The sequence below is a fragment of the Paeniroseomonas aquatica genome, assembly GCF_030409335.1.
Taxonomy (GTDB): domain Bacteria; phylum Pseudomonadota; class Alphaproteobacteria; order Acetobacterales; family Acetobacteraceae; genus Belnapia; species Belnapia aquatica.
In genome coordinates, this window is the sequence record NZ_JAUFPN010000203.1 from 1 (window position 1) to 24,724 (window position 24,724).

At 70.7% G+C, this 24,724-nt stretch carries 20 protein-coding genes; 13 read left to right on the forward strand and 7 right to left on the reverse strand.

Going from position 1 to position 24,724, the window contains the following annotated elements:
- Positions 1-45: 45 nt before the first annotated feature.
- Positions 46-231: a DUF4169 family protein gene (locus tag QWZ14_RS27180; RefSeq protein WP_290320181.1), complete on the reverse strand. Its 186-nt coding sequence runs from the start codon at positions 229-231 to the stop codon at positions 46-48.
- Positions 232-395: 164 nt separating this feature from the next.
- On the opposite strand from QWZ14_RS27180, the gene QWZ14_RS27185 reads away from it, so the two are divergent.
- The 4 genes from QWZ14_RS27185 (at position 396) to QWZ14_RS27200 (ending at position 3,504) form a co-directional block, all read left to right on the forward strand.
- Complete coding sequence (locus tag QWZ14_RS27185; RefSeq protein ID WP_290320182.1) at positions 396-1,388, forward strand: TRAP transporter substrate-binding protein; 993 nt, start codon at positions 396-398, stop codon at positions 1,386-1,388.
- A gap of 60 nt (positions 1,389-1,448) precedes the next feature.
- A complete protein-coding gene (locus QWZ14_RS27190; RefSeq protein ID WP_290320183.1) occupies positions 1,449-1,958 on the forward strand; it encodes a TRAP transporter small permease in 510 nt (169 codons plus the stop codon).
- Positions 1,958-3,277 carry a TRAP transporter large permease gene (locus QWZ14_RS27195; protein ID WP_290320184.1) on the forward strand — a complete coding sequence of 440 codons (1,320 nt, stop codon included), beginning with the start codon at positions 1,958-1,960 and terminating at the stop codon, positions 3,275-3,277. Before QWZ14_RS27190 ends, QWZ14_RS27195 begins: the two co-directional genes overlap by 1 nt.
- Before the next feature lie 71 nt (positions 3,278-3,348).
- Positions 3,349-3,504 carry a DUF3309 family protein gene (locus tag QWZ14_RS27200; RefSeq protein WP_290320186.1) on the forward strand — a complete coding sequence of 52 codons (156 nt, stop codon included), beginning with the start codon at positions 3,349-3,351 and terminating at the stop codon, positions 3,502-3,504.
- Here QWZ14_RS27200 and QWZ14_RS27205 read toward each other — a convergent pair.
- The 5 genes from QWZ14_RS27205 to QWZ14_RS27225 form a co-directional block, all read right to left on the reverse strand.
- The gene (locus QWZ14_RS27205; protein ID WP_290320187.1) at positions 3,501-4,460 is read right to left on the reverse strand and encodes a 3-hydroxyacyl-CoA dehydrogenase NAD-binding domain-containing protein; all 960 of its coding nucleotides are present in this window, start codon (positions 4,458-4,460) and stop codon (positions 3,501-3,503) included. The two genes, QWZ14_RS27200 and QWZ14_RS27205, sit on opposite strands and share 4 nt — an antisense overlap.
- Positions 4,461-4,463: 3 nt before the next feature.
- Positions 4,464-4,841: a rhodanese-like domain-containing protein gene (locus QWZ14_RS27210; RefSeq protein ID WP_290320189.1), complete on the reverse strand. Its 378-nt coding sequence runs from the start codon at positions 4,839-4,841 to the stop codon at positions 4,464-4,466.
- A gap of 101 nt (positions 4,842-4,942) precedes the next feature.
- Positions 4,943-7,867 carry a PAS-domain containing protein gene (locus QWZ14_RS27215; RefSeq protein WP_290320190.1) on the reverse strand — a complete coding sequence of 975 codons (2,925 nt, stop codon included), beginning with the start codon at positions 7,865-7,867 and terminating at the stop codon, positions 4,943-4,945.
- Between the two features lie 497 nt (positions 7,868-8,364).
- Positions 8,365-9,345 carry a Bug family tripartite tricarboxylate transporter substrate binding protein gene (locus QWZ14_RS27220; protein ID WP_290320191.1) on the reverse strand — a complete coding sequence of 327 codons (981 nt, stop codon included), beginning with the start codon at positions 9,343-9,345 and terminating at the stop codon, positions 8,365-8,367.
- A 68-nt stretch (positions 9,346-9,413) separates the two neighbouring features.
- Complete coding sequence (locus tag QWZ14_RS27225; RefSeq protein WP_290320192.1) at positions 9,414-10,406, reverse strand: isopenicillin N synthase family dioxygenase; 993 nt, start codon at positions 10,404-10,406, stop codon at positions 9,414-9,416.
- A 190-nt stretch (positions 10,407-10,596) separates the two neighbouring features.
- Between QWZ14_RS27225 and QWZ14_RS27230 the strand changes: the two genes are divergently transcribed.
- The 7 genes from QWZ14_RS27230 to QWZ14_RS27260 are packed head-to-tail and all read left to right on the forward strand — an operon-like array spanning position 10,597 to position 19,751.
- Positions 10,597-12,174 carry an ABC transporter substrate-binding protein gene (locus tag QWZ14_RS27230; protein WP_290320193.1) on the forward strand — a complete coding sequence of 526 codons (1,578 nt, stop codon included), beginning with the start codon at positions 10,597-10,599 and terminating at the stop codon, positions 12,172-12,174.
- Positions 12,175-13,188 (forward strand): ABC transporter permease, encoded by a 1,014-nt coding sequence (locus QWZ14_RS27235; RefSeq protein WP_290320194.1) that lies wholly within the window; start codon positions 12,175-12,177, stop codon positions 13,186-13,188.
- Complete coding sequence (locus QWZ14_RS27240; protein WP_290320195.1) at positions 13,185-14,027, forward strand: ABC transporter permease; 843 nt, start codon at positions 13,185-13,187, stop codon at positions 14,025-14,027. Before QWZ14_RS27235 ends, QWZ14_RS27240 begins: the two co-directional genes overlap by 4 nt.
- Positions 14,027-15,034, forward strand: coding sequence for an ABC transporter ATP-binding protein (locus tag QWZ14_RS27245; protein WP_290320196.1), 1,008 nt, complete (start codon positions 14,027-14,029; stop codon positions 15,032-15,034). The genes QWZ14_RS27240 and QWZ14_RS27245 overlap by 1 nt, the downstream gene beginning before the upstream one ends.
- Positions 15,027-15,992, forward strand: a complete 966-nt coding sequence (locus QWZ14_RS27250) for an oligopeptide/dipeptide ABC transporter ATP-binding protein (protein ID WP_290320197.1) — start codon at positions 15,027-15,029, stop codon at positions 15,990-15,992. The genes QWZ14_RS27245 and QWZ14_RS27250 overlap by 8 nt, the downstream gene beginning before the upstream one ends.
- Entirely contained in the window at positions 15,989-17,737 is a 1,749-nt protein-coding gene (locus QWZ14_RS27255; protein WP_290320198.1) for a hydantoinase B/oxoprolinase family protein, read from the forward strand. Before QWZ14_RS27250 ends, QWZ14_RS27255 begins: the two co-directional genes overlap by 4 nt.
- Complete coding sequence (locus QWZ14_RS27260) at positions 17,724-19,751, forward strand: hydantoinase/oxoprolinase family protein (RefSeq protein WP_290320199.1); 2,028 nt, start codon at positions 17,724-17,726, stop codon at positions 19,749-19,751. The genes QWZ14_RS27255 and QWZ14_RS27260 overlap by 14 nt, the downstream gene beginning before the upstream one ends.
- Here QWZ14_RS27260 and QWZ14_RS27265 read toward each other — a convergent pair.
- Positions 19,738-20,097, reverse strand: coding sequence for a hypothetical protein (locus tag QWZ14_RS27265; protein WP_290320200.1), 360 nt, complete (start codon positions 20,095-20,097; stop codon positions 19,738-19,740). The two genes, QWZ14_RS27260 and QWZ14_RS27265, sit on opposite strands and share 14 nt — an antisense overlap.
- A 56-nt stretch (positions 20,098-20,153) precedes the next feature.
- Between QWZ14_RS27265 and QWZ14_RS27270 the strand changes: the two genes are divergently transcribed.
- The gene (locus QWZ14_RS27270; RefSeq protein ID WP_290320201.1) at positions 20,154-21,104 is read left to right on the forward strand and encodes an ArsR/SmtB family transcription factor; all 951 of its coding nucleotides are present in this window, start codon (positions 20,154-20,156) and stop codon (positions 21,102-21,104) included.
- Positions 21,105-21,115: 11 nt separating this feature from the next.
- Positions 21,116-24,622, forward strand: a complete 3,507-nt coding sequence (metH, locus tag QWZ14_RS27275; RefSeq protein WP_290320202.1) for a methionine synthase — start codon at positions 21,116-21,118, stop codon at positions 24,620-24,622.
- Positions 24,623-24,724 lie beyond the last annotated feature (102 nt).

Below are 24,724 nucleotides of genomic sequence, written 5' to 3' on the forward strand. Positions count from 1 at the left end.
CAGAGCAACTGCCTGGGAACTTCAGAGTCAGGACACTAGCCGACCCTAGTCGACCGGCGGCGGGCGCTTCGCGCCCTCGAGCAGCGCCTGCCGCCGGGCCTCGGCCCGGCGGTCGTTCGCCTTCTCGGCCGCGGTCCGGCCGTGCTTGGCGCGGTTGGCCGCGGCCTCGGTCGCGGCTGCGGCGCGGGCCCGCTGCTTCTTCACGCGGTTCAGGGTGACGATCTCGGCCATCCCGCCAGCATAGCGATGGCGGGAGGGAAGGGGAGGCGTTTTCACGGCTTCTGGCCGGAGGGGGCGCCACCGCGTAACCGGCCGGTTCCCTACCGACCCGATCCGCGGCTAATCTCCTTCCAGAGCCGGCGCCCAGCTGGCCGCGATGTCCAAGGGAGTTATCCATGTTCCGTAGAGCCCTGCTGGGTGGCGTGCTCGCCACGCCCGCCATCCTCTCGATCCCGGTGCGTGCCCAGGGCACGATCACCCTGAATGGCGCCTCCCAATTCGGCGACGAGCATCCCTATACCAAGGCGATGGTCCGCTTCGAGGAGCTGGTGAAGCAATACTACGGCAAGCCGGTCAACTTCGTGCTGCACAAGAACTCGTCACTCGGCCTGGAAAAGCAGTACTTCGAATACATGGCGCAGGGCCGGGCGGTGGACTACGCCGTGGTCTCGCCGGCACATATGTCGACCTTCTCCAAGGCGGCGCCCTTCGTCGACGCGCCCTTCATCTTCCGCGACCTGGCGCATTGGAACGCGGTGCTGGACCAGGACATGTTCAAGCCGGTGGCCGACGAGGTCGAGCGCCGCGCCAAGGTGGCGATGATCGGCTATGGCGGCGGCGGGGTGCGCAACATCTTCTTCAACAAGCGTGTCACCAACCTGTCCGAGCTGAAAGGCCTGAAGGTCCGCGTCCAGGGCGCGCCGATCTGGTCGCGCACCTTCGCCGCCATCGGCATGTCGCCCACCGTCATCGCCTATAATGAAATCTACAACGCTATCCAGAACAACGTCATCGACGGCGGCGAGAACGAGGCGGCCGGCGTCGAGCAGATGCGCTTCTTCGAGGTGGCGCCGCAGCTCTCGATGACCCAGCACGCCATCACCATCCGCCCGCTGTGCTTCGCAACCCAGACCCTGGCGAAGCTGCCGAACGATTTGCAGGCGGCGATCCGCCGGGCCGGCAAGGAGGCCTCCCTCTTCCATCGCACGGCGGAATCCGGCGCCGATAGCCAGATCCTCGAGGCGCTGGAGAAGTCCGGCAAGCTGCACAAGGTGGAGTTCACCCAGCGCGCCGAGATGAAACGGCTGGTGGACCCTGTCATGGCCGCCTATGCGCGGGAGATCGATGCCGAGGGCATCCTCAACCGCATCAACGCGCTGACCGCCTAGTCGCGGAACGGGCGCCGCGTGCTGCGCGCGGCGCCCGGCCTCCCCCAGTCAGGATCCCTCATGACGACATACTCCCCCGGGGCGCCGGCCGTGCTGCGCCGCGTCAATTTCGTGCTCGGCCGTGTCATCGCCTTCCTGCTCATCGTCAGCGTCGCCGTCATCATCATCCCGGTCACGCTGCAGATCTTCTCGCGGTACACCAGCTTCATCCCGGCCTATATCTGGACCGAGGAGCTGGCCCGCTTCTGCCTGGTTTATGCGGTCATGCTGGGCGCCATGCTGGCGGTGCGGGAGGGGACGCATTTCGTCGTCGATGTCTTCCCCCGCCTCTCGCCGCGGGCCTCGGCCACCATGGAGCTGGTCTCCGGCAGCTTCGTGCTGATCTTCGCCTGCGTCTTCGTCTGGTGGGGCTGGGAATTCACCGAATTCGCCATCTACCGGATCAGCGAGCTGGCCGAGCTGCCGCTCTGGACGATCCACATGGCCTGGCCGATCGCCGGCGTGGTCTGGCTGCTGTTCCAGTCCGAACGCATGCTCGATGCGATCGCCGTTCTCCGGGGTGACGCGTAATGGGTGGCAATGTCCTCGGCGCGGGCACCGCGGCGCAGATCCTGTTCGGGATCTTCTTCCTGCTGCTGGTGCTGCGTGTGCCGGTCGCCGTCTCGCTCGGCCTCGCCTGCCTGCCCATCCTGCTGATCGAGCCGCGGCTGAGCCCGATGATGCTCGCGCAGGAGACCTTCAACGCCTACAATTCCTTCATCCTGCTCGCGGTGCCCTTCTTCCTGCTGACCGCCAACCTGATGAACATCGGCGGCATCACCGACCGGCTGATGAATTTCTCCCGCTCCCTCGTCGGGCATTTTCCCGGCGGCCTCGCCCAGATCAACGTGGTGCTGTCCTTCTTCTTCGCCGGCATCTCCGGCAGCAGCACGGCGGATGCGGCGTCGCAGTCCAAGATCTTCATCGAGGCGCAGCGGAAGGAGGGCTACGACGACAGCTTCTCCGTCGCCATCACCGCCGTCTCGGCGGTGCTCGCGGTCATCATCCCGCCGTCCATTCTCATGATCGTCTGGGGCGGCGTGCTGACGGTCTCGATCGGCGCGCTGTTCCTGGCGGGCGTCATCCCCGGGGCGCTGATCGCCCTGGTGCAGATGGGCACCGTGCATGCCTATGCGAAGGCGCGCGGCTACCCGACCTATCCGCGGGCGACGCTGGCGCAGGTCCTCGGCAGCTTCCTCGTCTCCATCCCGGCGCTGCTGACGCCGCTGATCATCATCGGCGGCAAGATCTTCGGCTGGTTCACCGCGACGGAATCGGCCTGCGTCGCCGTGCTCTATGCCGGCTTCCTCTCCCTCGTGGTCTATCGCGAGATGGACTGGAAGGGGCTGATCGCCGCCTTCGGCGATACCGGGCGGCTGGCCGGGGTCACCCTGTTCTGCGTCGGCACCGCCTCGGCCTTCGGCTGGCTGCTGGCCTTCTACCAGATCCCGGAATTCCTCCTCGCCGGGGTGAAGACCTGGGGGATGGGTCCGATCGGCGTCGGCTTCTTCATCGCCGGCGTCTTCCTGGTGGTCGGCTGCTTCCTGGATGCCATCCCGGCCATCATCATCGTCGGCGCCATCCTGCAGCCGCTGACCATCGGCGTCGGCATGGACCAGGTGCATTTCGCCATGATCGGCATCGTTTCCCTTGCCTTCGGGCTGGTGACGCCGCCCTACGGGCTGTGCCTGATGATCGCCTGCTCGGTCGCCGGGATGCGGATCGGCGATGCGCTGAAGGACACCATGATCATGCTGCTGCCGATGTTCGGCGTGCTGGTGCTGATCATCATCTTCCCCAGCATCGTGCTGGTCCTGCCGAACCTCGTCTCGCCGGAGTTCCTGCGGTGACTTGAGCGCAACCAGGACGGCGCCGGGACGTTCGCCCCTCGCACCGGCATGGGCCGGGCGGAGGGCGAACCATGACATCGACCGTGCTGCTGATTGTCCTGATTGTCGTGCTGCTCGGCGTGCTGCCGACCTGGCCGCATAGCCGTGGCTGGGGCTACTACCCCTCCGGCCTGATTGGCATCGTCGTGGTGGTGCTGCTGGTGATGGCGCTGACCGGAAGGCTCTAGCCCTCCGGTCCTTTCGGTGGCCTCGGGCCGGTACAGCCCTTGGCCGCCAGAAGCCGCACCAGCGCCGCGTCGCGCTCCGCGGCCAGTTCGGCGATGGCGCGGCCGCCGGTCGCCTCCGTCACCCCGGCGATCAGCCTCGCCTGCAGCTCCGGCGTCAGCACCGGGTTGCCCAGGCTCTCCCACCAGCTCGTCACCGCCGGCATCAGGTGGTGCATGAAGGCGGGGTAGCCGCCCTCCCCGCCTGCGAGGTGGAAGGTCGTGTGCGGCCCCATCAGCGCCCAGCGCAGGCCGGGACCCTGGCTGATGGCGGCATCGACATCGGCGACACTGGCCACACCCTCCGCCACCATGTGCACCGCCTCCCGCCAGAGCGCCGCCTGCAGGCGGTTGGCCAGATGCCCAGGCACTTCCTTGTCGAGGGTGATCGGGTGCTTTCCGATCGCCCGGTAGAAGGCCACCGCCGCGGCGACCGCCTCCGGGCTTGCGGTGGTGCCGCCCACCACCTCGACCAGCGGGATCAGGTGCGGCGGATTGAAGGGATGCCCGATCACCACCCGCCCGGGATGGGTGCAGCCGTCCGAGAGACGGCTGACCAGCAGGCCGGAGGAGGAGCAGAGGATCAGCACATCCTCCGGCAGCGCCGCGCTGATGCTGCGCAGCAGGGGCTGTTTCACCTCGTAGCGTTCCGGCGCGCTCTCCTGGACTAGGTCGCAGCCGGCGACCGCCCTCACCGGGTCCGGCTCGAAGGACCAGCGGCCGGGATCGGCGCCGGGCGCCGCGCCGAGCTGCTGCAGCATCGGCCAGGCGCCCTCGATCATGCGGCGGATCAGGGCGGGTGCGCCGGGGGAGGGGTCGCTGGCGACCACCTCCAGCCCGCGGCTGAGGAACCAGGCCACCCAGCTCGCGCCGATGGTCCCGGCGCCGACGACGGCGACCTTGCGGACGGGACGCGGCATGGCTCAGCCCTGCTCGACCGTGCCGCCGCCCTCGACCCAATCCTTGAAGCCGCCGAGGTTGCGGACATCGGCATAGCCCAGGTCCTGCATCATCTTGCCGGCCAGCGCGGCGCGGCCGCCCGAGGCGCAGTAGGTGATGACGACCGGCTTGCCGAGCGCCGGGTCGCGCGCCGGGCTTTCCGGATCGACGCGGAATTCCAGCAGCCCGCGCGGGATCGGCAGGGCGCCCGGCACCTTGCCGGAGGCAGTGATCTCGGCCGGCTCGCGCAGGTCGACGAATACTGCCTTGCCTGCGGCATGCAGGGCCTGGGCTTCCGCGGCGCTGATCCGCGGCACCGCGGCATTGGCGGCGGCGACCATCTCTCTCACGGTCGTGGGCATGGGGTCTCTCCTCCTGGAATGGCTGCCTCGCGGCTCGGGCCAGGATGCTCGGTTTTGCCCGATTGGGCGATGCCGTGCGGCGGTGGCGCGCCCATTTATCCTCAGGCCACCGCGGTATCCTGGGGCGGCTGGATGAGTCCCAGGGCCTTCTGGGTCTCCTCCGCCACCGTCAGCACGACGCCCCGGAGCATCAACGCCTGGGCGGCGGGCAGGGTGCGCGCCTCCGTCTGGAACTGGCGGGCCGCCGCGGCCAGCCGGTTGGCCCCCAGGGTGGCGGCCGAGCCGGCCAGCCGATGCGCCGCGGAGAGCGCTTCCTCCATCGCCTCGGGACCGGCCGCCTGCAGCCGGATCACCTGGTCGGCAATCTCCTGCAGGAAGACCGGCGCCAGGCGGCGCGCCGTCTCGGCGTCCAGCCCGGGGATGGCCAGTGCATTGCCGCTACGCCGCTCGAGCAGCGGCAGGCTGGCCAGCCCGGGCAGCTGCGCCGGCGCCTCGGCGGCCCTGGCCGGGCTCGGACGGCCCCGGGCCAAGCGGCCGAGCGCTGCGATGAGCGCATCCCGCTCGATCGGCTTGGCCAGATGCGCGTCCATGCCGGCGGCGCTGCAAGCGGCGATGTCCTCGGCGAAGGCGCTGGCGGTCACCGCCAGGACCGGCACCTGCCCGGCCGGGCCCGGCAGGGCACGGATACGGCGGGTGGCCTCCAGCCCATCCATCCCGGGCATCATCACATCCATCAGCACCACGTCGAAGCGGCAGGCCGGTGCCGTCTCCTCCAGGGCCGCCAGGGCCAGGGCGCCGTCGGCGACGCAGGTCACGGCATGGCCCGCCGATTCGAGCAGCGCCCGGGCGACCGCCAGGTTGGCCGGCACGTCATCCGCCACCAGGACCTGGAGCGGCCGGGCCGGCAGCGCCTGGGCCGCAGCGCCCCCCGCCAGCGGCAGGTGGGCCGGCTGCAGCGGCAGCTCGACCCAAAAGATGGCGCCCGGGCCGGTGCTGGACGCCGGGTTGTCGGTGCAGCCGATCGTGCCTTCCATCTGGGCGGCGATCCCGGCCGCAATCGCCAGGCCGAGCCCGGTGCCGCCGGCCCGCTCGTCCCGGGCGAGCTGCACGAAATCGCCGAAGACGGCACAGCGCTTGGCCTCCGGCACGCCGGGACCGGTATCCCGCACCTCGATCCGGATCATCGCCCGGCCATCCGGCAGCAGGCCGGATGGCACCGTGCCCTGGACCGCCCGGGCCACGACTTCCACCACGCCGCCGGACGGGGTGAATTTCACCGCGTTGGACAGCAGGTTCAGCACCAGCTGCCGCAGGCGGGTCTGGTCCACCAGCACCACCTCCGGCAGGGCCGGCCCGAGTACCACGGCCAGGCGCACCTGCTTCTCCTCGGCCGCCGGGCGGACCAGGGTGGCGCTGCTGTCGAGCAGGGCATCGAGCCGGGTCGGCGCCCGCCGCAGCTCCAGCCGGCCCGATTCCACCTTGGCCAGGTCCAGCACGTCGTTGGCGACGGCGACCAGATGGCGACCGGCCTCCTCCAGCGTGCGGGCACGCGCCTGCTGCTCGCCGGAGAGCTTCGGGTCGCGTGCCAGCGCCTGGGCCAGGCCCAGCACCCCGTTCAGCGGGGTCCGCAGCTCGTGGCTCATCTGGGCGAGGAAGCGGGACTTGGCGGCGGTGGCGGCGGCGGCCGAATCGCGGGCCAGGGCGATCTCGGTCATCGCCCGCTTCAGCGCGGTGATATCGGTGCGGATGCCCACCGTGCCGCCGCCCGGCGTCTCCCGGTCGGTCACCATCAGCCAGCGCCCATCCGGCAGCAGCCGCTCGATGCTGGGCTGGTTGCTGCGATGCCAGGCGGTGATCTCGGCGACGAAGCGCTCGATGTCTTCGCCCGCCTGCGGATACTGGCCGCGCTTGGCGCCTTCCCGGATAATGTCCTCGAATTTGGCGCCGGGTTCGATGAAGGGCGCGCTGATCGCATAGAGGTCGCGGTAACGCTGGTTGCAGACCACCAGCCGATCTTCGGCATCGAACATGACGAAGCCGTCCGGCATGGTCTCGATGGCCCGCTCTAGTACGGCGCGGGCCCGGGTTCGCTCCGCCTCGATACGCTCGCGCTGCCGCAGGGCGATGTGAAGGGCGAGGGCGAGGGCGATCAGCAGCACGCCCAGGCTGCCGGCGACCAGCAGCAGCCGGCGGCGATCAAGGGTCCAGGCGGCGAAGGCGGCCTCCTCGTCGTAGCTCGCCACCACGAAGATGTCCCGGTAAAGGATGGGGCGGGCCGCGGCCAGCGCCGGGATGTCGTCGTAGCGCCCGGCGATCGCCACCGCACTGCCGTCAGCGGGCAGCTGGCTGGCCGGCTGCGCCAGGGGGCGGCCCATGCGGCCCTCGTCATGGGGCAGCGCCACCAGGACGCGCCCATCCGCCCGTTCGACCGAGATCCTGAGCCCCGGCAGCTCGCCGATCGGCGCCAGCAGGGTGGCGATCAGCGGCACCGGCACCTCGGCCACCGCCACCAGCGGGCCAAGCCCGGGCAGGTCCATGGCGCGCAGGAACATCAGCGACCACTCGCCGGTCAGCGCATTGCGGGCCGGACCGCTGAGCACCGCGGCACCGAAGCCGGCGGCCGCGGCCACGGCGCCTTCCTCGATCGGCAGCGAACGGCTGCGGGAGGCGGCCAGCGCGGCGGCCCAGGGCTGTCCATCCGGCCGCAGCACCACCAGGTCGCGGAAGCTGAAGTTCTGGAAATTCAGCTCCCGCAGCATGCGATTCGCCGCCGAGGCTTCGACCTGCTCGTTCTGCACCAATTGACCGAGGATGGCTGGCAGCCCCGCCAGCATGCCGTCCACCGCGAGGAAATGCCGGTTCACCGTGCTTTCGGCGACGCGGGTGATGCGCTGCACGGTCTGCCGCGCGGCGGCCTCGGCGGTGGCGTGCATCCGGTCCAGCAGCAGCGCGGTGCCGCTGCCCAGCGCCAGCAGCAGCAGTGCGGCGACGACCAGGACGGCAATACGGATGCGACGTGGCTGCATGGCTGTTCTTGAACGCCTATCCGACTTCATGCCGCCCGGGCGATGCTGCCCCGGACCGGCGCGGTGAGGCGCCTCCAGGCGACGATCCGGGTGAAGGCGCAGCGAGCAGGGCGCAGCCAACCGGGGCCGCCGATGGGCAAGGGGATCGGCCACGCGAACGCGCATTGGTCCCGACCCGCCCTGCGGCGGCTCGGCGGCATCGGTCCAGGCGAAACCACGGCGATTCCAGGGCGACTTCACCTAAGCTGGGGTCAGGCCGATGGCATGGCCCAAGGAAAACCTGCCGAGGACGCCGGGGATGAGGCCCGCCTGCCGTCCGGCCGCCGCGACTGCTGCGGGAACCGGTCAGCGGATGGCCCATCCATGGTTGTCCCTGACGCGAAGCCTATAGCCTTTCAGGTTGTGAAGGTCTGCAATTTATCAATGCGAGCACGTCCATGTGCACCGCCGGAGGGCCAAAGCCTCCCGGTCCGGCCGTGCCGCGTCCCCGGGAGCGATCAGGGGGAGAGCCGGATGCCGGTACGGGCCACCACGTCGCGGTACTTCACCACCTCCGCCCGGATGAAGGCCTGAGCCTCGGTGAGCCCATTGGCGGCCCGGAAGGCGTCGTGGCCGGCCGCCATCAGCCGGTCGCGCAGCGGATCCTCCGCCAGGGCGGCGATCAGGGCGCGGTTGATGGCACCTGCCACCGCCGGCGGCAGGCCGGGCGGCCCGATCAGGATGAACCAGGTGTCGAAGTCGAAATCCGGCACGCCGCTCTCGGCCATGGTCGGCAGCTCCGGATAGGTCGGGAAGCGGCGCGGCCCGGTGACGGCAATGCCGCGCACCAGCCCCTCCTTCACCATCGCATTGGCCGAGGCCAGGGCGGCGATGCCGAATTGCGCCTCCCCGGTATGGATCGCCTGCAGCATCTGCGCCCCGCTGCGATAGGGCACGTGCACGAAGCGGGTGCCGAGCTGCACCGCCAGCATCTCGGCGGCCAGATGCAGCACGCCGCCGACGCCGGAGGTTGCGTAGGTGATGCTGTCGGGCGGCGCGCGGCGCAGCGCCCCCACCACCTCCGCCCCGCTGCGGGCGGGGAATTGGTTGTTCACGATGAGGATCAGCGGCGGGATGCCGATGATGCCGAGATGGGTGAAATCCGTCACCGGGTCGTAGCGGTTCCAGCCGATCAGCGCATTCGGCGCGATCGCATGCGACCCGGTCTCGGCGACCATCAGGGTAAAGCCATCCGCCGGCTGGCGGCGCAGCCACTCGCTAGCGACGGCGCCCGCGGCACCCGGCCGGTTCTCCACCACGATCCGCGTGCCGGTGCCGAGATTGGCCGCCAGCCGGTCCGCCAGCAGACGCGCCGCGATATCGGTGGAGCCGCCAGGCGAATAGCCGGTCACCAGCGTGATGGGGCGTTCCGCGAAGCCCTGCGCCGCCGCCAGGCTCGGCAACAGGGCAGGTGCCAGCAACAAGCTGCGGCGGCGCATGGTCGATCCTCCCGGCATGGTCATTGCCGGGCAAGAAAGCATGCCAAGGGCTTCGATGCGAAGCGGAATCAGGCGCCCTGCAACGCCACCCCGGCCGCGGCCCGCTCGCCGTAATTGGCGCCGGTGTATTCCTCCATGAACTGGGGGTAGGTGAAGGGCTGGTAATGCGCCGGGTTCTCCGTGGTGACGCAGCTCGGCACCGGCGCCATCACCGCGTCGTAGTCGCAGTCCATGAAGAAGGGGATGGCGTAGCGTTCGCCGCCGCTGCGGTTGGTCACCCGGTGCGGCGTGGCGAGGAAGGTGTGGTTGCTCCAGCGCCGCAGCATCATCCCGCCATTGACCAGGAAGGCGCCGTCCAGCGCCGGCGCGTCGATCCAGCGCCCGCCGGGCAGCCGCAGCGACAGGCCGGGCACCTTGTTTTGCGCCAGGATGGTCATGAAGCTGGTATCCGCATGCGGCGCCAGGCCCCATTCATCCTCGGGCGAGGTCGCCTCCTGCTGCGGGTAATGCGTCATCCGCAGGGTGAACATCGGCTCGCGGAACTTGTCGGCGAACCAGTCGGCCGGCAGCCCCAGCGCCACGGCATAGATGGGCACCAGCCGGCGGCCAAGCTCCTCCATCGCCCCGGCATAGGCCAGCGCCGCCTCGCGGAAGCCGGGCAGGTCCGCCGGCCACTGGTTCGGCCCGCGGAAGCGCCGGCCGGACGCTCGGTCCGGATGATCCGCCGGCAGTTCGCGCTTGAAGAAGACCGCCTCGTTCGCATTGGGCTTCTTGATGCCCTCTACCGCATTCATGCGGGAGGTATTCCCGCGCATCGGCAAATATCCGATGTTGTCGCGGTTGAAGGGCATGGCCAGCTTGGCCTCGAGCGGCTGCGCATGGAACCGCGCCGCGGCCTCGAAGCCGGTGTCCACCATCGCCTGCGGCACGCCATGGCCGCGGATGAAGTAGAAGCCCACCTCGGTGAAGGCGCGGCGCAACTGCGCCCCGAGCGCCGGCAGCGCACCCGTCTCGCCGGCGAAATAGGGGGCGAGATCGAGGATCGGGATTTCATCGGCCATCGGTGGCTCCCTTGCCTGAAGGCAGGGAGCCTAGGACGGGTGCCGCTGCGCGGGAAGCGGGCAAGTGCCACGGCCATGCCCCGCACCGGGGCAACGCCGGCCCGCCTGGCGCTGAAAGCGGCGCCTTGCCCCCTTGCGGGGCAGTGGCGCGGCGGCTTCACTCCCGGCACGACATTCGGGAGACCCGGTCATGCGCCTTGGTGCCGCCCTGCTTGCCGCCGCGCTGCTCGCGGCCCCCAGCCTCGCCCCGGTGCCCGCCGCGGCGCAGCCGCAGCGTCCCATGGTCTGGGGCGATACGCTGGTCGGCACCCTCGACCCGCATGCGGTCTTCGACGTTCCCAGCCAGTTCATCCTGCTGAATGCCTATGACGGGCTGTACCGCTACCAGGGCACCGAGCTGGTCCCCTGGCTGGCCGAGAAGCACAGCACCACGCCGGATGGCCTCACCTGGGAATTCACCCTGAAGGAGGGCGTGAAATTCCACGACGGCAGCGCCATGACCGCGGCCGATGTCGTCTACAGCTTCCACCGCCTGCTGGCGCTGGGACGCGCCCCCGCCGCCGCCTTCGCCCCGGTGCTGAAGCCCGAGGGCGTCACCGCGCCGGATGCCCGCACCGTGCGCTTCGTGCTGACCACCGCCTATGCGCCCTTCCTCTCGGCCCTGCCGCTGGTCGCCATCGTCAACCAGAAGCTGGTCGAGGCGAATGCCGCGAGCAACGACTGGGGCGCCGCCTGGCTGGCCGCCAACGATGCCGGCTCCGGTGCCTATCAGGTCGATGCCACCACCTACCGCGCCCGCACCGCGCTCGATCTCAACCGCTTCCCCGACCACTTCCTCGGCTGGTCGCACAACCGCCGGCCGCTGGAGCAGTCCCGCTCCCGCCCGATCATGGAGACCAGCACCCGCGTCCTCGCCCTGCTGCGCGGCGAGATCGACGCCGGCGACAGCTACCTGCCGACCGACCAGGTCGAGCGCGTCGAGCGCAACGCCCGCACCCGAGTGCAGCGGGACGAGACCATGCGGGTCTTCACCATCCGCATGAACAACCGCAAGCCGCCCTTCGACAACCTCGACGCCCGGCTCTGCTTCGCCCATGCCTTCAACTACGAGGGCTTCAACAATGTCATCCTGAAGGGCCTCGTCGCCCGCAACGCCGGGCCCAACCCGAACAACCTCTGGGGCAACCCGCCCGATCTCGCGCCCTATGCCTTCGACCTGGCTAAGGCCAAGGAGCATTGCGACCGGGCCCGGGCCGCCGGCGCGCCGCTGGGCCGCGAGATCGAGATCCATATCCAGTCCGAGCTCGAGCAGACCGTCCAGGCGGCGCAGATGTTCCAGGCCGACCTGCGCAAGGTCGGCGTCACCTTGAAGATCGTGCCGAATACCTGGGTCAACATCACCGGTTCCACCGGCCGGCCGGAGACGACGCCGGATACCTGGATCCACTGGGTCAGCAGCTACTTCATCGACCCCGAGAACTGGATCGGCCAGATGTACGACAGCCGCTTCCACGGTACCTGGAAGGCCAGCAGCTGGTACAGCAACCCGGAGGTCGATGCGCTGCTGACCAAGGCCCGCGGCAGCCTCGACCAGGCGGAGCGCACGAGGCTGTACCAGGAAGCGACCCGCATCGTGGTGCGCGAAAGCCCCGATATCTGGGTCTACAACACGGTCAACCTGCGCGGCATGTCGCGCCGGGTGCAGGGCTACAACTTCTCGCCCGTTGGTTCGGGCGGAGAGCTGCGGACCATCTGGCTGGAAAATTAGGTGGCCCGCTACATCCTGCGCCGGGTGCTGCTCGCACTCCCGGCGCTCTTCGGCCTCATCCTCCTCACCTTCGTCCTGACGCGCGTCATCCCCGGCGACCCGGCCGCGACCTTGGCGGGCGATGCCGCCACGCCGGCGCAGCTCGCCGAGATCCGCGCCCGCTACGGCCTCGACCGCCCCATCCTCGAGCAGGCCTTCGTCCATGTCCGGCAGGTGCTGACCGGCGACCTCGGCAGCTCCATCTTCTCCGGCCGCCCGGTGATGGAGGAGATCGTCTTCCGCCTGCCCGCGACCCTGGAGCTGACCTTCGCCGCCATGCTGCTCTCGATCGGCCTCGGCATCCCGCTCGGCCTGCTGGCGGCGCTGAACCACAACGGGCCGGTCGACCACCTCATCCGCATCGTCAGCGTCGGCGGCCTCGCGGTCGCCTCCTTCTGGCTCGCCATCATGTTCCAACTGCTCTTCGCCATGGAATGGGACGTGCTGCCGCTGCGCGGGCGCTCGGACCTCGCCTATGGCGCGCCGCCCTTCCATACCGGCTTCTATTTGATCGACAGCCTGATCGCGGGGCAGGGGGCCCTGTTCCTCGACAGCCTCTGGCACCTGATCCTGCCGGCGGTCACCCTCTGCCTGCCCGGCCTTGCCAGCATCGCCCGCTTCACCCGCTCCGGCGTGCTCGAGGCGCTGCAGAAGGACTACGTCCTCTATGCCCGCGCCGCCGGCTATGGCCGCTTCCACCTCGCCGCCATCTACGTGCTGCGCAACGCCATCACCGTGACGGTGACGCAGATCGGCCTGCTCTTCGGCGCCTTGATCTCGGGCGCCGTGGCGGTCGAGGCGATCTTCGACTGGCCCGGCCTCGGCACCTATGCGGTCCAGGCCATCCTCTCCGCCGACTACAAGGCGCTGCTCGCCGTCACCCTCGTCGTCGGCGTGGTCTATGCCGTCATCAACGTGCTGGTCGACGTGCTGCAGGCGCTGATCGACCCGCGCGTGGCGGAGGACATCCGGTGAGTGCGCTGCGCCGCATCCTGCGCGACCCCGTCGCCACCCTCGGCCTGCTCCTGGTGCTCTTCGCCGCCCTGGTCGCGATCTTCGCACCCTGGCTGGCGCCCTATCCGGACGACGCCTTCGACAGCCACCTGCTGCAGCGGCTGAAGCCTCCCTCCGCCGAATTCCCCTTCGGCACCGACAATCTCGGCCGCGACATCCTCTCCCGCGTCATCCTCGGCACCCGCAGCGCCATCACCGTCGCCGTCTCGGTGGTCGGCGTCTCCATGCTGATCGGCGTCCCGGTCGGGCTCTGGGCCGGCTGGCGCGACGGCTGGGCCTCCGAGAGCCTAATGCGCGTCACCGATGTCTTCCTCGCAGTACCGCAGCTCATCCTGGCGCTGGCCCTCGGCCAGCTCATGGCGCCCGGGCTGTTTACCGCCATGGTCGCGCTCTCGCTGACCTACTGGCCCTTCTTCGCCCGCACCGTGCATGCCGAGACGCGGCGGCTGCGCACCGCCCTGTTCGTCGATGCCCTGGCCGGCATCGGCGCCAGCACGCCGCGCATCCTGCTGGCGCATGTGCTGCCTAACGCGGCGCCGGCCATCCTGGTGCGCGCCACCATCGGCATGGGCTTCACCATCCTCACCGCCGCGCTGCTCGGCTTCCTCGGCGTCGGCGCCGCGCCGCCCTCGCCCGATTGGGGCCTGGCGGTCAGCGAGGCCCGCCAGCATCTGCCCGAGGCCTGGTGGTTCCCGACCTTCCCCGGCCTCGCCATCCTGTTCCTGGTGCTCGGCTTCAACCTCCTCGGCGACGGCCTGCGTGACGCCGCCGACCCGCGCCTGCGGCGGAGCCGTCATTGATGGCTATCTCAAGCGGCTGGCCGATTCAGCCCTCCGCGCCATCCGGCGCTGCGACCATCGGACAGCCCGTCCTCTCCATCGAGAACCTCTCGGTCCACATCGGCCCCGCCCGCATCCTGCAGGAGGTCACCCTGCAGGTGCCCCGCGCCGGCACGCTCGGCATCGTCGGCGAAAGCGGCTGCGGCAAGTCGACCTTGCTGCGCGCCGTGCTCGGCATCCTCCCCGGCGGCGCCACCGTGCCAAAAGGCGCCATCCTCTTCGACGGCGAGGATATCCTGACCGACTGCGCTGCCACCGTGCGCGGCCGCATCGGCTATGTCCCGCAGGACCCCTACCTCTCGCTCAACCCGGTCTTCCGCGCCGGCGACCAGATCTTCGAGGTCATGCGCCGCCATGCCAAGGGCAGCCGCGCCGACCACAAGGCCAAGCTGATCGAGCTGCTGCGCGCCGTCCAGCTCCCCGACCCGGAAGCCGCGCTGCGCAAATACCCGCACCAGTTCAGCGGCGGCCAGCGCCAGCGCCTGCTGATCGCCGCGGCGCTGGCCTGCGACCCCGCCCTGGTGGTCGCGGACGAGCCGACCACCGCCCTCGACGTCACGACGCAGCGGGAGATCCTCGGCCTGCTCCGCCAGCTCACCGTCGAGCGCGGCCTGTCGCTGCTCTTCGTCACCCATGACTTCGGGGTGCTGGCCGCCGTCTGCGACCGGGTCGCCGTGCTCTACGCCGGCCAAGTGGTGGAACATGGCCCGACCCGCGCCGTGCTGGACGACCCGCAGCACCCTTATGCCCGCATGCTGCTCGCCTGCCACCCGGACCGCGCAACGGATCTCGGCGGCATCCCCGGCACCGTGCCCGCCGCCACCGCCCAGCCGCCCGGCTGCCGCTTCCACCCCCGCTGCCCCCTGGCACGCGCCGCCTGCGCCGAGGCACCGCCGCCGATGCTGCCGCTCGGCGCCGGCCGCAGCGTCGCCTGCCCCTTCCATGCCGAGGCCTTCGCCCGTGCCTGAGCTCATCGGCGCCTCCCGCCTCACCGTCGAGCTCGGCGCCCGCCAGGGCCTGTTCCGCCGCCGCGCCGGGGTGCGCGCGGTGGATGGCGTGGACCTCTCGGTCCAGGCCGGCGAGATCTTCGGCATCGTCGGCGAAAGCGGCTGCGGCAAGACGACGCTGGCCCGCACCCTGCTCGGCCTGCAGCGCGAATCCGGCGGCGAGATCCGGCTCGAGGACCGTGCCGTGTCCGGCCAGGCTCCGGCGCAGGCGCGCCAGGCCCGCGCGGCGGTGCAATACGTCCACCAGGACCCCGGCGCCGCGCTCGACCCCTGGTGGCGCGTCGGCGCGACCCTCGCGGAAGGCCTCTCCATCCACGGCATGACCGATCGCGCCGAGCAGCGCGCCCGCATCGCCGAGACCCTGACCGCCGTCGGCCTCGATGCCGCCTTCGGCGACCGCTACCCGCATGAGCTCTCGGGCGGCCAGCAGCGCCGCATCGGCCTCGCCCGCATCCTGCTGCTGCGGCCGAAGCTGGTGATCCTGGACGAGCCCACAGCCGGCCTCGACCTCTCGGTCCAGGCGGCGGTGCTGCGGCTGCTGCGGGACCTGCGCGGGCGCTTCGGCCTGACCTACCTTTTCATCAGCCACGACCTCTCCGTGGTGCGCCGGGTCTGCGACCGGGTGGCGGTGATGTACCTCGGCCGCATCGTCGAGCAGGGCAGCGCGGCGGAACTCTTCGAGGCGCCGCGCCACCCCTATACCCGCGCCCTGCTCGCCGCCGCGCCGCGGCTGGACGGCGCCGCCGCCGGCCCCTCCCTGCCGGGCGATCCGCCCAGCCTCCGCGCCATCCCCAGCGGCTGCCGCTTCCACCCGCGCTGCGCCCTGGCCGATGCCCGCTGCGCGGCGCAGGATCCGCCGGTGACGGAAATCTCGCCCGGCCACACCGTCGCCTGCCACCATTGGGACGCCGCCGCATGACCCTTTGCGATCCCGTCTCGCTCGAGATCATCCGCGGCGCCGCCCGCGCCGCCCAGGCGGAGATGGAGGCGCTGTTGGAACGCACCGCCATGTCCGCCTTCATCCGCGAGAAGAAGGATTTCTACACCGCCCTCTTCGATGCCTCCGGCGCCATGGCGGTCGGCTCCGACCTGCCGATCTTCGGCGACATCGTCGGGCCGGTGACGGCGCGCTACCCGCTCGAGGGCATGCAGGCCGGCGATCTCTACTGGTACAACGACTGCTACGGCAGCCGCGGCGCCGTCTCCCATTCCAACGACCAGGTCTTCCTGGCGCCCATCTTCCTGGGGACCGTGCGGGTCGGCTTCGTCATGGGCTGGGCGCATTTCTCCGATATCGGCGGCCTTCGCCCCGGCTCGCTCAGCCCCGATGCCACCGACCATTTCCAGGAAGGCATCATCATCCCGCCGGTCCGCCTGGTCCGCGGCGGCGAGACCAATGAGGACCTCCTCCGCGCCTTCTGGCGCAACAGCCGCTTCCCCGTGCAGTCCCAGGGCGATACCAGCGCGCTGATGGCCGCCGTCCGCCTCGGCGAGAAGCGGGTCGAGGAGATCGCCGCGCGCTTCGGCGCCGATGTCCTGGCCGATGCCTTCGCCCAGCTCCTCTCCCGCACCGAGACCTTGATCCGCGCCAAGCTGCGCGCCGCCTTCCCCATTGGCACCACCCGCTTCGCCGATACCATCGACGCCGACGGCCATGGCAACGGCCCCTTCACCCTGCGCCTGGCGCTCACCCGCACGCCGGAGGACCGCTTCATCCTCGATGCCACCGAGACCGACGACCAGGCCATCGGCCCGGTGAACCTGCTGATGCACCCGGATGTGCCCGGCATGGCGCTCGGCCTCTACTTCCTCCAGGGCGAGGCCGGGCAGGTGCTGAACGCCGGCGGCCCCCGCGCCATCGACGAGGTGCGGCTGCGGGAGGGCTCCCTCCTCTGGCCCCGCTCGCCGGCGCCGCTCGGCCTGCGCGGCATCACCATGATGCGGCTGCTGGCGGTCCTGCACGGCCTCGTCGCCGTGGCGCGGCATGGCGAGGCGCCCGCCGCGCATTCCGCCTATGTCATCATGGCGCTGCGCGGGGAGCACGAAGGCAAGCGCTTCCTGATGACCGATGGCGTCGCCGTCGGCTACGGCGCCCGCCCCTTCGCCGATGGCGTCGATGCGGTCTACTTCGTCGCCCAGGAGAATTACCCGGTGGAGTTCATGGAGCTCGCCTATCCCGTGCGGCTGCTGGCCTATGGCATCCACCGCGACAGCGGCGGCGCCGGCCAGCACCGCGGCGGCTGCGGCGTGGTGCGGGAATACGAGGTGATGGCCGATACCGCCCAGGTCGCCATCCGCATTGACAGCGTGGTGAACCCGCCCTGGGGCGTCGCCGGCGGGATGTGCGGCGGCAGCGGCCGCGCCGTGGTGAACCCCGGCCGGGCCGACGAACGGGTGCTGCCGCCGCTCTCCGACGGCACGGTACTGAAGCGCGGCGACGTACTGCGGCTGGAGACCGGTGGCGGCGGCGGCTGGGGCCCCCCCTTCGACCGGCCGGAAGAACTCGTCCGCGCCGATATCCTCGGCGGCTTCATCACCGCGGAGGCCGCCGCCCGCGACTATGGCGTGGTCCTGGACGACCCCGCCGCCACCGCCCGCCTCCGCGCCGACCGCGCCCCCACGAAACTCTTCCACCGCCGGGGCTACGTCGATGAAGTCGCGTGACCTCCTCGTCGCCGTCGACATCGGCGGCACCTTCACCGACATCACCCTGCAGGATGCCGCGACCGGCGAGGCCTGGACCGCCAAGACCCCCTCCACCCCACGCGACCCCTCGGAGGCCTTCCTCACCGGCGTCGGCCTGGCCCTCGCCGCCGCCGGCCGCGAGGCCGCGGAGATCGGCCGCGTCCTGCACGGCACCACCGTCGCCACCAACCTGATCCTCGAGGGCAAGACCGCCCCCACCGCCCTGCTGACGACGCAAGGCTTCCGCCACGTGCTGGAGATCGGCCGCGCCGACCTGCCCCGGCGCGACAACCTCTGGTCCTGGCAGAAGCCCCGACGCCCCGTCCCCCCCGCCCAGGTCTACGAGGTTCCCGGCCGCATCGCCGCCGACGGCCGCGAACTCACCCCGCTCGATGAGGCCGCGGTCACCGCCGCCGCCCGGGCCGCCGTCGCCGCCGGTGCCCGCGCCATCGCCATCTGCTTCCTCCACAGCTTCGCCAACCCGGCCCACGAACGCCGCGCCCTGGCCCTGGTCCAGGCCGCCGCCCCCGGCATCGCCGTCACCGCCTCGGCCGACGTGCTGCCCGTGGTCCGCGAATACGAACGCAGCATGGCGACGGTGCTGAACGCCGCCGTCATGCCCGCCGTCTCCACCTATGTGGAGAAGCTAGAGGCCCGGCTCGCCGCCGGCGGGATCGCGGCGCCGCTGCTGCTGATGAAATCCAACGGCGGGGTCGCAGGCGCCCCGGCCATCCGCCGCGCCCCGGTGCAGACCGCGCTCTCCGGCCCCGCCGCCGGGGTGGTCGGCGCCGCCGCCCTCGCCACAGCAGCCGGCGTGCCCGACATCATCACCGTCGACATCGGCGGCACCAGCGCCGACATCGCCCTCATCGCCGGCGGCAAGCCGGGCCTGACCCAATCCGGCAAGGTCGGCCCCTGGCCGCTGCCGCTGCCGATGGTCGACATGGTCACCATCGGCGCCGGCGGCGGCTCCATCGCCCGCGTCGCCGGCGGCGCGCTCACCGTCGGGCCGCAGAGCGCCGGCGCCGACCCCGGCCCCGCCTGCTACGGCCGCGGCGGCGAGGAACCCACCGTCACCGATGCCCATCTCGTCCTCGGCCACCTGCCGCCGGCGCTCCTCGGCGGCCGCATGGCGCTCGATGCCGGGCTGGCCGAGGCCGCCATCCGCGCCAAGGTCGCCACCCCCCTCGGCCTCTCGCTCGAGGACGCCGCCCGCGGCATCCTGGCCATCGCCGACAACACCATGGTCGGCGCCATCCGCATCGTCTCGGTCGAGCGCGGCCACGACCCGCGCGCCTTCGCCCTGGTCCCCTTCGGCGGCGCCGGGCCGCTGCATGGCATTGCGCTGGCCGGGCTGCTCGGCATGACCCAGGTGCTGGTGCCGCCGACCCCCGGCGTGCTTTGCGCCCAGGGGCTGCTCGCCGCCGACCTCAAGGCCGAGTTCAGCCGGACAATCGCCCGCAAGCTGGCCGGCGCCGACCCCGACGCGCTGGAGGCCGCCTTCGCCGCCCTGGCCGCCGAGGCCGAGGCCTGGTTCGCCCAGGAAGCCGTCGCCCCCGCCGACCGCGCCAGCCATCGTGTCGCCCTGCTGCGCTATGAGGAACAGGGCTTCGAGCTGCCCATCCCCTGGCCCGCCACGGCCGAGGCCTTCGCCGCCGCCCATCGCGCCCTCTATGGCTTCGACCTGCCCGGCGTGCCGATCGAGATCGTCACCCTGCGCCTCGAGGCCTCCGGCCGCCTGCCGGCCCCCGTCCTGCCGCAGCCGACCGGCGGCGCCGCGGCGGAGGCCATCACCGGCCACCAGACCATCCGCCTGCCGGGCGGTGCGGTGCGGGCGCCGATCCTCGACCGCGCCCGCCTCGGCCCCGGCGCAGACTTCGAGGGCCCCGCCATCCTGGTGCAACTGGACGCGACCACCCTGGTCCCGCCCGGCTGGCGCGGCAGGGTCCACCCGACCGGCGCCATCCTGCTGGAGGCCGCTACGCCGGCCTGAACCGCGCCGAGGTCAGCGCATCGCCCGCCAGCGCCTCGGCCACCTGCACCCGCGCCGGCTCGCTGCCGGCCAGCGCCACCACCCGGGTGAACCAGCCGCAGCGCCCGCGCACCCGGGCCTGGAACAGCCGGTCCAGCGCCGCCGCGGCCGGGCTCCGGCCGTTGCAGCAGGTGCAGGCGATGGCATGGGGCATGTCGGCCTCGAAGGCCTCGACCGCCATGGCGGCGATTGCCGGGGCAGGGGCCTCGGCCAGCACCGCCGCCTCCCCCCCGGCCAGCGCCGCCGCCAGCCCGGCCGCATCCGTGACCACCAGCAGGGGTATCCGCGCATCCACCGTCCAGGCCATCGGTCACTCCTCGCTTCCGACTAGACATAAGGATATCTTTATGTGATAGCCAGCCCATGGAAGACCTGTTGGCCCAGTTGCGTGCCGCCGCCGAGCCGACCCGGCTCCGCCTGCTCGCCCTCTGCGCGCGCGGCGCCTTCTGCGTGTCCGATCTCTGCGCGGTCCTCGGCCAGTCGCAGCCCCGCCTCTCCCGCCACCTGAAGCTGCTGGTCGAGGCCGGGTTGCTGGAGCGCCTGCCGGAAGGCGCCAATGCCTATTTCCAGGTGCCCGGCGAGGCCAGCCTGGTTCACCAATTATTGGCCCGCCTGCCCGAGGATGATGTCCAGCTGGCGGCCGACCGCCGGCAGGCGGCGCGGCTCGCGGCCGAACGCGCCCGCATCGCCTCCGACGCCTTCCGCCGCCACGGCGCCGACTGGGACGAGATGCGCGCCCTGGAGCTCCCGGCCGAGGCTATCGAAGCCGCCCTGCTGGAGGCCCTGCCGTCGCGGGCCGGCCGCATCCTCGATATCGGCACCGGCACCGGCCGGCTGCTGGAGGTCCTGGCCCCGCGGGCGGAAAGCCTGCTCGGCGTCGATGCCAGCCGGGACATGCTGGCGCTCGCCCGCGCCCGCCTGGCCGAGCGCGGCCTCGGTGCCCATTGCGCCGTCCGTCAGGCCGACATGTACCGCCTGCCGCTGCCCGATGCCGGCTTCGACGTGGTCACCCTGCAGATGGTCCTGCACTACGCCGAGGACCCCGCCGCCGCCCTGGCCGAGGCTGCCCGCGTGCTGCGGCCCGATGGGCTGCTGCTGATCCTCGACCTCGCCCCGCACGACCGCGGCGAGCTGCTGGACCGCCATGCCCATCGCTGGCCCGGCTTCGACGATGCCGGGATCGCCGGCTGGCTCGGCCCCGCCGGCTGCGCCCCGCTCGCCCCCACCCTGATCCCCGGCCCGCTCGCCGTCCGCCTCTGGCCCGCCCGCCGGCTGGCCGTGCCGGTCGCCGCGGTGCCCGCCCTGACCTTCTAGGAAGCCCCCTTATGGCGCGTCCCCATATCCTCGATGCCCTGGCCGACCGCGTGCTGCTCTGCGACGGCGGCATGGGCAGCCGGGTGCAGGCCCTCACCCTCGATGTCGACAAGGACTACTGGGGCAAGGAGAATTGCACCGACGTCCTGAACCTCTCCCGCCCCGACATGGTCCGCGAAATCCACCGCGGCTATTTCGAGGCCGGCGCCGACATGGTGCTGACCAATACCTTCGGCGGCAGCCCGGTGACCCTCGGCGAATTCGAGCTGGAGGACCGCGCCTTCGAGATCAACAAGCTCGGCGGCGAGCTGGCGCGGGAAGCCGCCGAGAGCTTCGCCGATAACCGCCACCGCTGGGTCATCGGCGACATCGGCCCTGGCACCAAGCTGCCCAGCCTCGGCCACATCAAGTACGACGACCTGCAGGCGGCGCTCGAGGAGCAATGCCGCGGCCTGATCGCCGGCGGCGTCGATGCCATCCTGACCGAGACCAACCAGGACACGCTCTTCATCAAGGCCGCGGTGAATGCCGCCAAGGCCGCGATCAAGCAGACCGGCGTAAAGATTCCGATCTTCGTCCAGGTCACGGTCGAGACCACCGGCACCCTGCTGGTCGGCCCCGACATCGCCGCCGCCGCCACCGTGGTGCATTCCCTCGACGTGCCGCTGATCGGGCTGAATTGCGCGACCGGCCCGCAGGAGATGGCCGAGCACGTCCGCTGGCTCAGCCAGAACTGGCCCGGCAAGATCAGCGTCCAGCCCAATGCCGGCCTGCCCGAGCTGGTCGACGGCCAGACCCACTACCCGCTGGAAGCCGCCGAGATGGCGAGCTGGATGGAGCGCTTCGTCCTCGAGGACGGGGTGAACCTGATCGGCGGCTGCTGCGGCACCTCGACCCCGCATATCCAGGCGCTCGACGCCATGCTGCGGAAGCACGACGCCTGGCGCCCGGCCCCGGTGCGCCGCAAGTACCACTGGATCCCCTCCGTCGCCTCGCTGTATGGCGCCACCGCGCTGCGCCAGGAGAACGCCTATTTCTCCATCGGCGAGCGCTGCAACGCCAATGGCTCCAAGGTCTGGCGCGCCCGGCAGGAGGCGCATGACTGGGACGGCTGCGTCGCCATCGGCCGTGAGCAGGTGGGCGAGGGCTCGAACAGCCTCGACGTCTGCACCGCCTTCGTCGGCCGCAACGAGATGGAGGAGATGAACGAGGTCATCACCCGCTTCACCTCCTCGGTGAACGCACCGCTGGTGATCGACAGCACCGAGACCCCGGTGATCGAGGCCGCGCTGAAGCTGCACGGCGGCAAGCCCATCATCAACTCGATCAACTTCGAGGATGGCGAGCAGGCGGCGATCGACCGGCTGGTGCTGGCCAAGAAATTCGGCGCCGGCGTCATCGCCCTCACCATTGACGAAGTGGGCATGGCCAAGACCGCGGAGGACAAGCTCCGCATCGCCCGCCGCCTGATCGAGTTCGCCTGCGACAAATACGGCCTGCCGCAGTCCGACCTGCTCATCGACCCGCTGACCTTCACCATCGCGACGGGCAACGAGGACGACCGCAAGCTCGGCCAGTGGACCTTGGAAGGGATCAAGATGATCCGGGACGAATTCCCGGACGTGCAGATCGTCCTCGGCCTGTCCAACATCAGCTTCGGCCTGAACCCCGCGGCGCGCCACGTGCTGAACAGCGTCTTCCTCGACCACGCCGTGAAGGCCGGCATGACCGGCGCCATCGTGCATGTCAGCAAGATCAAGCCGCTGCATCTGATCCCCGCCGAGGAAGTCCAGGTCGTGGAGGATTTGATCTTCGACCGCCGGCGGGAGGGTTACGACCCGCTGCAGAAGCTGCTGGAGATCTTCTCCGGCCGCAAGGCCGCCGACAGCGTCAAGAAGGTCCGTGCCGAGACGGTCGAGGGACGGCTCAAGGACCGCATCGTCGACGGCGACCGCAAGGGCCTCGGCGACGAGCTCCAGGCCGCGCTCGACCAGGGCAACACGCCGCTCAGCATCATCAACGACGTGCTGCTCGACGGCATGAAGGTGGTCGGCGAGCTCTTCGGCGCCGGCAAGATGCAGTTGCCCTTCGTGCTCCAGTCCGCGGAGACGATGAAGGCCGCCGTCGCCTACCTCGAGCCCTTCATGGAGAAGATCGAGGGCCAGGAGAAGGGCACCATCGTCCTCGCCACGGTGAAGGGCGACGTGCACGACATCGGCAAGAACCTGGTCGACATCATCCTGACCAACAACGGCTACCGCGTCGTCAACCTCGGCATCAAGGTGCCGCTGGCCGACATGGTTGCCGCGGTGAAAGAGCACCGGGCGCATGCCATCGGCATGTCCGGCCTGCTGGTGAAATCCACCGTGGTGATGCGCGAGAACCTCGAGGAGATGAAGCGCCAGGGCCTGGAAGTGCCGGTGCTGCTCGGCGGCGCCGCGCTGACCCGCAACTACGTCGAGGACGACTGCGTCCGCGCCTATGCCAGCGGCGAGCCGACCGGCCGCGTCGCCTATGCCCGGGATGCCTTCGACGGCCTGCACCTGATGGACAAGGTCACCGGCAACGGCTTCGACGACTACCTCGCCGCGGTGCAATCGAAGCGCAAGGGCAAGTCGAAGAACGAAAGCCGGACCCTGGGCACCGCCGACCCGCGCGGCTTCGCCCCGGTGGATGTCGCCTATGCCGAGGAACGCCGCCGCCGGCTGACCGACGAACTGCCGACGCCGGTGCCGCCCTTCTGGGGCGCCCGCGTCATCGAATCCGCGCCCAAGGCCATCATTCCCTTCATCAACGAGCGCAGCCTCTACCAATTCCAGTGGGGCTTCCGGAAGCAGGGCCGCACGCTGGAAGACTTCCTCGGCTGGGCCAAGCAGGAGCTGCGCCCGGTGCTGAAGCGCATGCTGGCGCTGGCCGAGGCCGACAATATCCTCAAGCCGCAGGCGATCTACGGCTACTGGAAATGCGCCGGCGTCGGCAACGACGTGGTGCTCTTCGAGGAGGATGGCGCGACCGAGGCGGGCCGCTTCACCCTGCCGCGCCAGCCGAAGCAGGATGGCGAATGCATCGCCGACTTCCTTCGCGACATCGGCGACGGCCCCGCGAAGCGCGACGTCATCGGCCTGCAGGTCGTCACCGTCGGCCAGAAGGCGAGCGACATCGCCCGCGTCTGGTTCGAGGACAACCGCTACCAGGACTACCTCTACCTGCACGGCCTCTCGGTCGAGATGGCCGAGGCCATGGCCGAGTACGTCCACAAGCGCATCCGCGCCGAACTCGGCTTCGCCGGCGAGGACGACCGCGACATGGACAAGATGCTGAGCCAGTCCTACCGCGGCGGCCGCTACTCCTTCGGCTACCCCGCCTGCCCACGGCTGGAGGACCAGGTGCCGCTCCTCAAGCTGCTGGGCGCTGACCGGATCGGCGTCTCAATTTCGGATGAATGGCAACTGCATCCGGAGCAGTCCACCAGCGCGATCGTGCTCCACCACCCGAAGGCAAAATACTTCTCGGTCTGAGGGTTGCGGAGTTCCCTGGCAATCCCATCGCTCCCGGTCGTTTGATCGCGATCGGGGGCCTGTGCATTCGCCCGGCCTGCCGAGTTCCGGTAATGTTGCGAG

Coding starts and splice junctions, on each gene's coding strand:
- QWZ14_RS27265 (WP_290320200.1), bottom strand. CDS start 20,097: ATGGCCTGGACGGTGGATGCGCGGATACCCCTGCTGGTGGTCACGGAT.
- QWZ14_RS27230 (WP_290320193.1), top strand. CDS start 10,597: ATGCGCCTTGGTGCCGCCCTGCTTGCCGCCGCGCTGCTCGCGGCCCCC.
- metH (WP_290320202.1), top strand. CDS start 21,116: ATGGCGCGTCCCCATATCCTCGATGCCCTGGCCGACCGCGTGCTGCTC.
- QWZ14_RS27180 (WP_290320181.1), bottom strand. CDS start 231: ATGGCCGAGATCGTCACCCTGAACCGCGTGAAGAAGCAGCGGGCCCGC.
- QWZ14_RS27205 (WP_290320187.1), bottom strand. CDS start 4,460: ATGCCGCGTCCCGTCCGCAAGGTCGCCGTCGTCGGCGCCGGGACCATC.
- QWZ14_RS27210 (WP_290320189.1), bottom strand. CDS start 4,841: ATGCCCACGACCGTGAGAGAGATGGTCGCCGCCGCCAATGCCGCGGTG.
- QWZ14_RS27200 (WP_290320186.1), top strand. CDS start 3,349: ATGACATCGACCGTGCTGCTGATTGTCCTGATTGTCGTGCTGCTCGGC.
- QWZ14_RS27190 (WP_290320183.1), top strand. CDS start 1,449: ATGACGACATACTCCCCCGGGGCGCCGGCCGTGCTGCGCCGCGTCAAT.
- QWZ14_RS27255 (WP_290320198.1), top strand. CDS start 15,989: ATGACCCTTTGCGATCCCGTCTCGCTCGAGATCATCCGCGGCGCCGCC.
- QWZ14_RS27220 (WP_290320191.1), bottom strand. CDS start 9,345: ATGCGCCGCCGCAGCTTGTTGCTGGCACCTGCCCTGTTGCCGAGCCTG.
- QWZ14_RS27270 (WP_290320201.1), top strand. CDS start 20,154: ATGGAAGACCTGTTGGCCCAGTTGCGTGCCGCCGCCGAGCCGACCCGG.
- QWZ14_RS27185 (WP_290320182.1), top strand. CDS start 396: ATGTTCCGTAGAGCCCTGCTGGGTGGCGTGCTCGCCACGCCCGCCATC.
- QWZ14_RS27225 (WP_290320192.1), bottom strand. CDS start 10,406: ATGGCCGATGAAATCCCGATCCTCGATCTCGCCCCCTATTTCGCCGGC.
- QWZ14_RS27215 (WP_290320190.1), bottom strand. CDS start 7,867: ATGCAGCCACGTCGCATCCGTATTGCCGTCCTGGTCGTCGCCGCACTG.
- QWZ14_RS27195 (WP_290320184.1), top strand. CDS start 1,958: ATGGGTGGCAATGTCCTCGGCGCGGGCACCGCGGCGCAGATCCTGTTC.
- QWZ14_RS27245 (WP_290320196.1), top strand. CDS start 14,027: ATGGCTATCTCAAGCGGCTGGCCGATTCAGCCCTCCGCGCCATCCGGC.
- QWZ14_RS27260 (WP_290320199.1), top strand. CDS start 17,724: ATGAAGTCGCGTGACCTCCTCGTCGCCGTCGACATCGGCGGCACCTTC.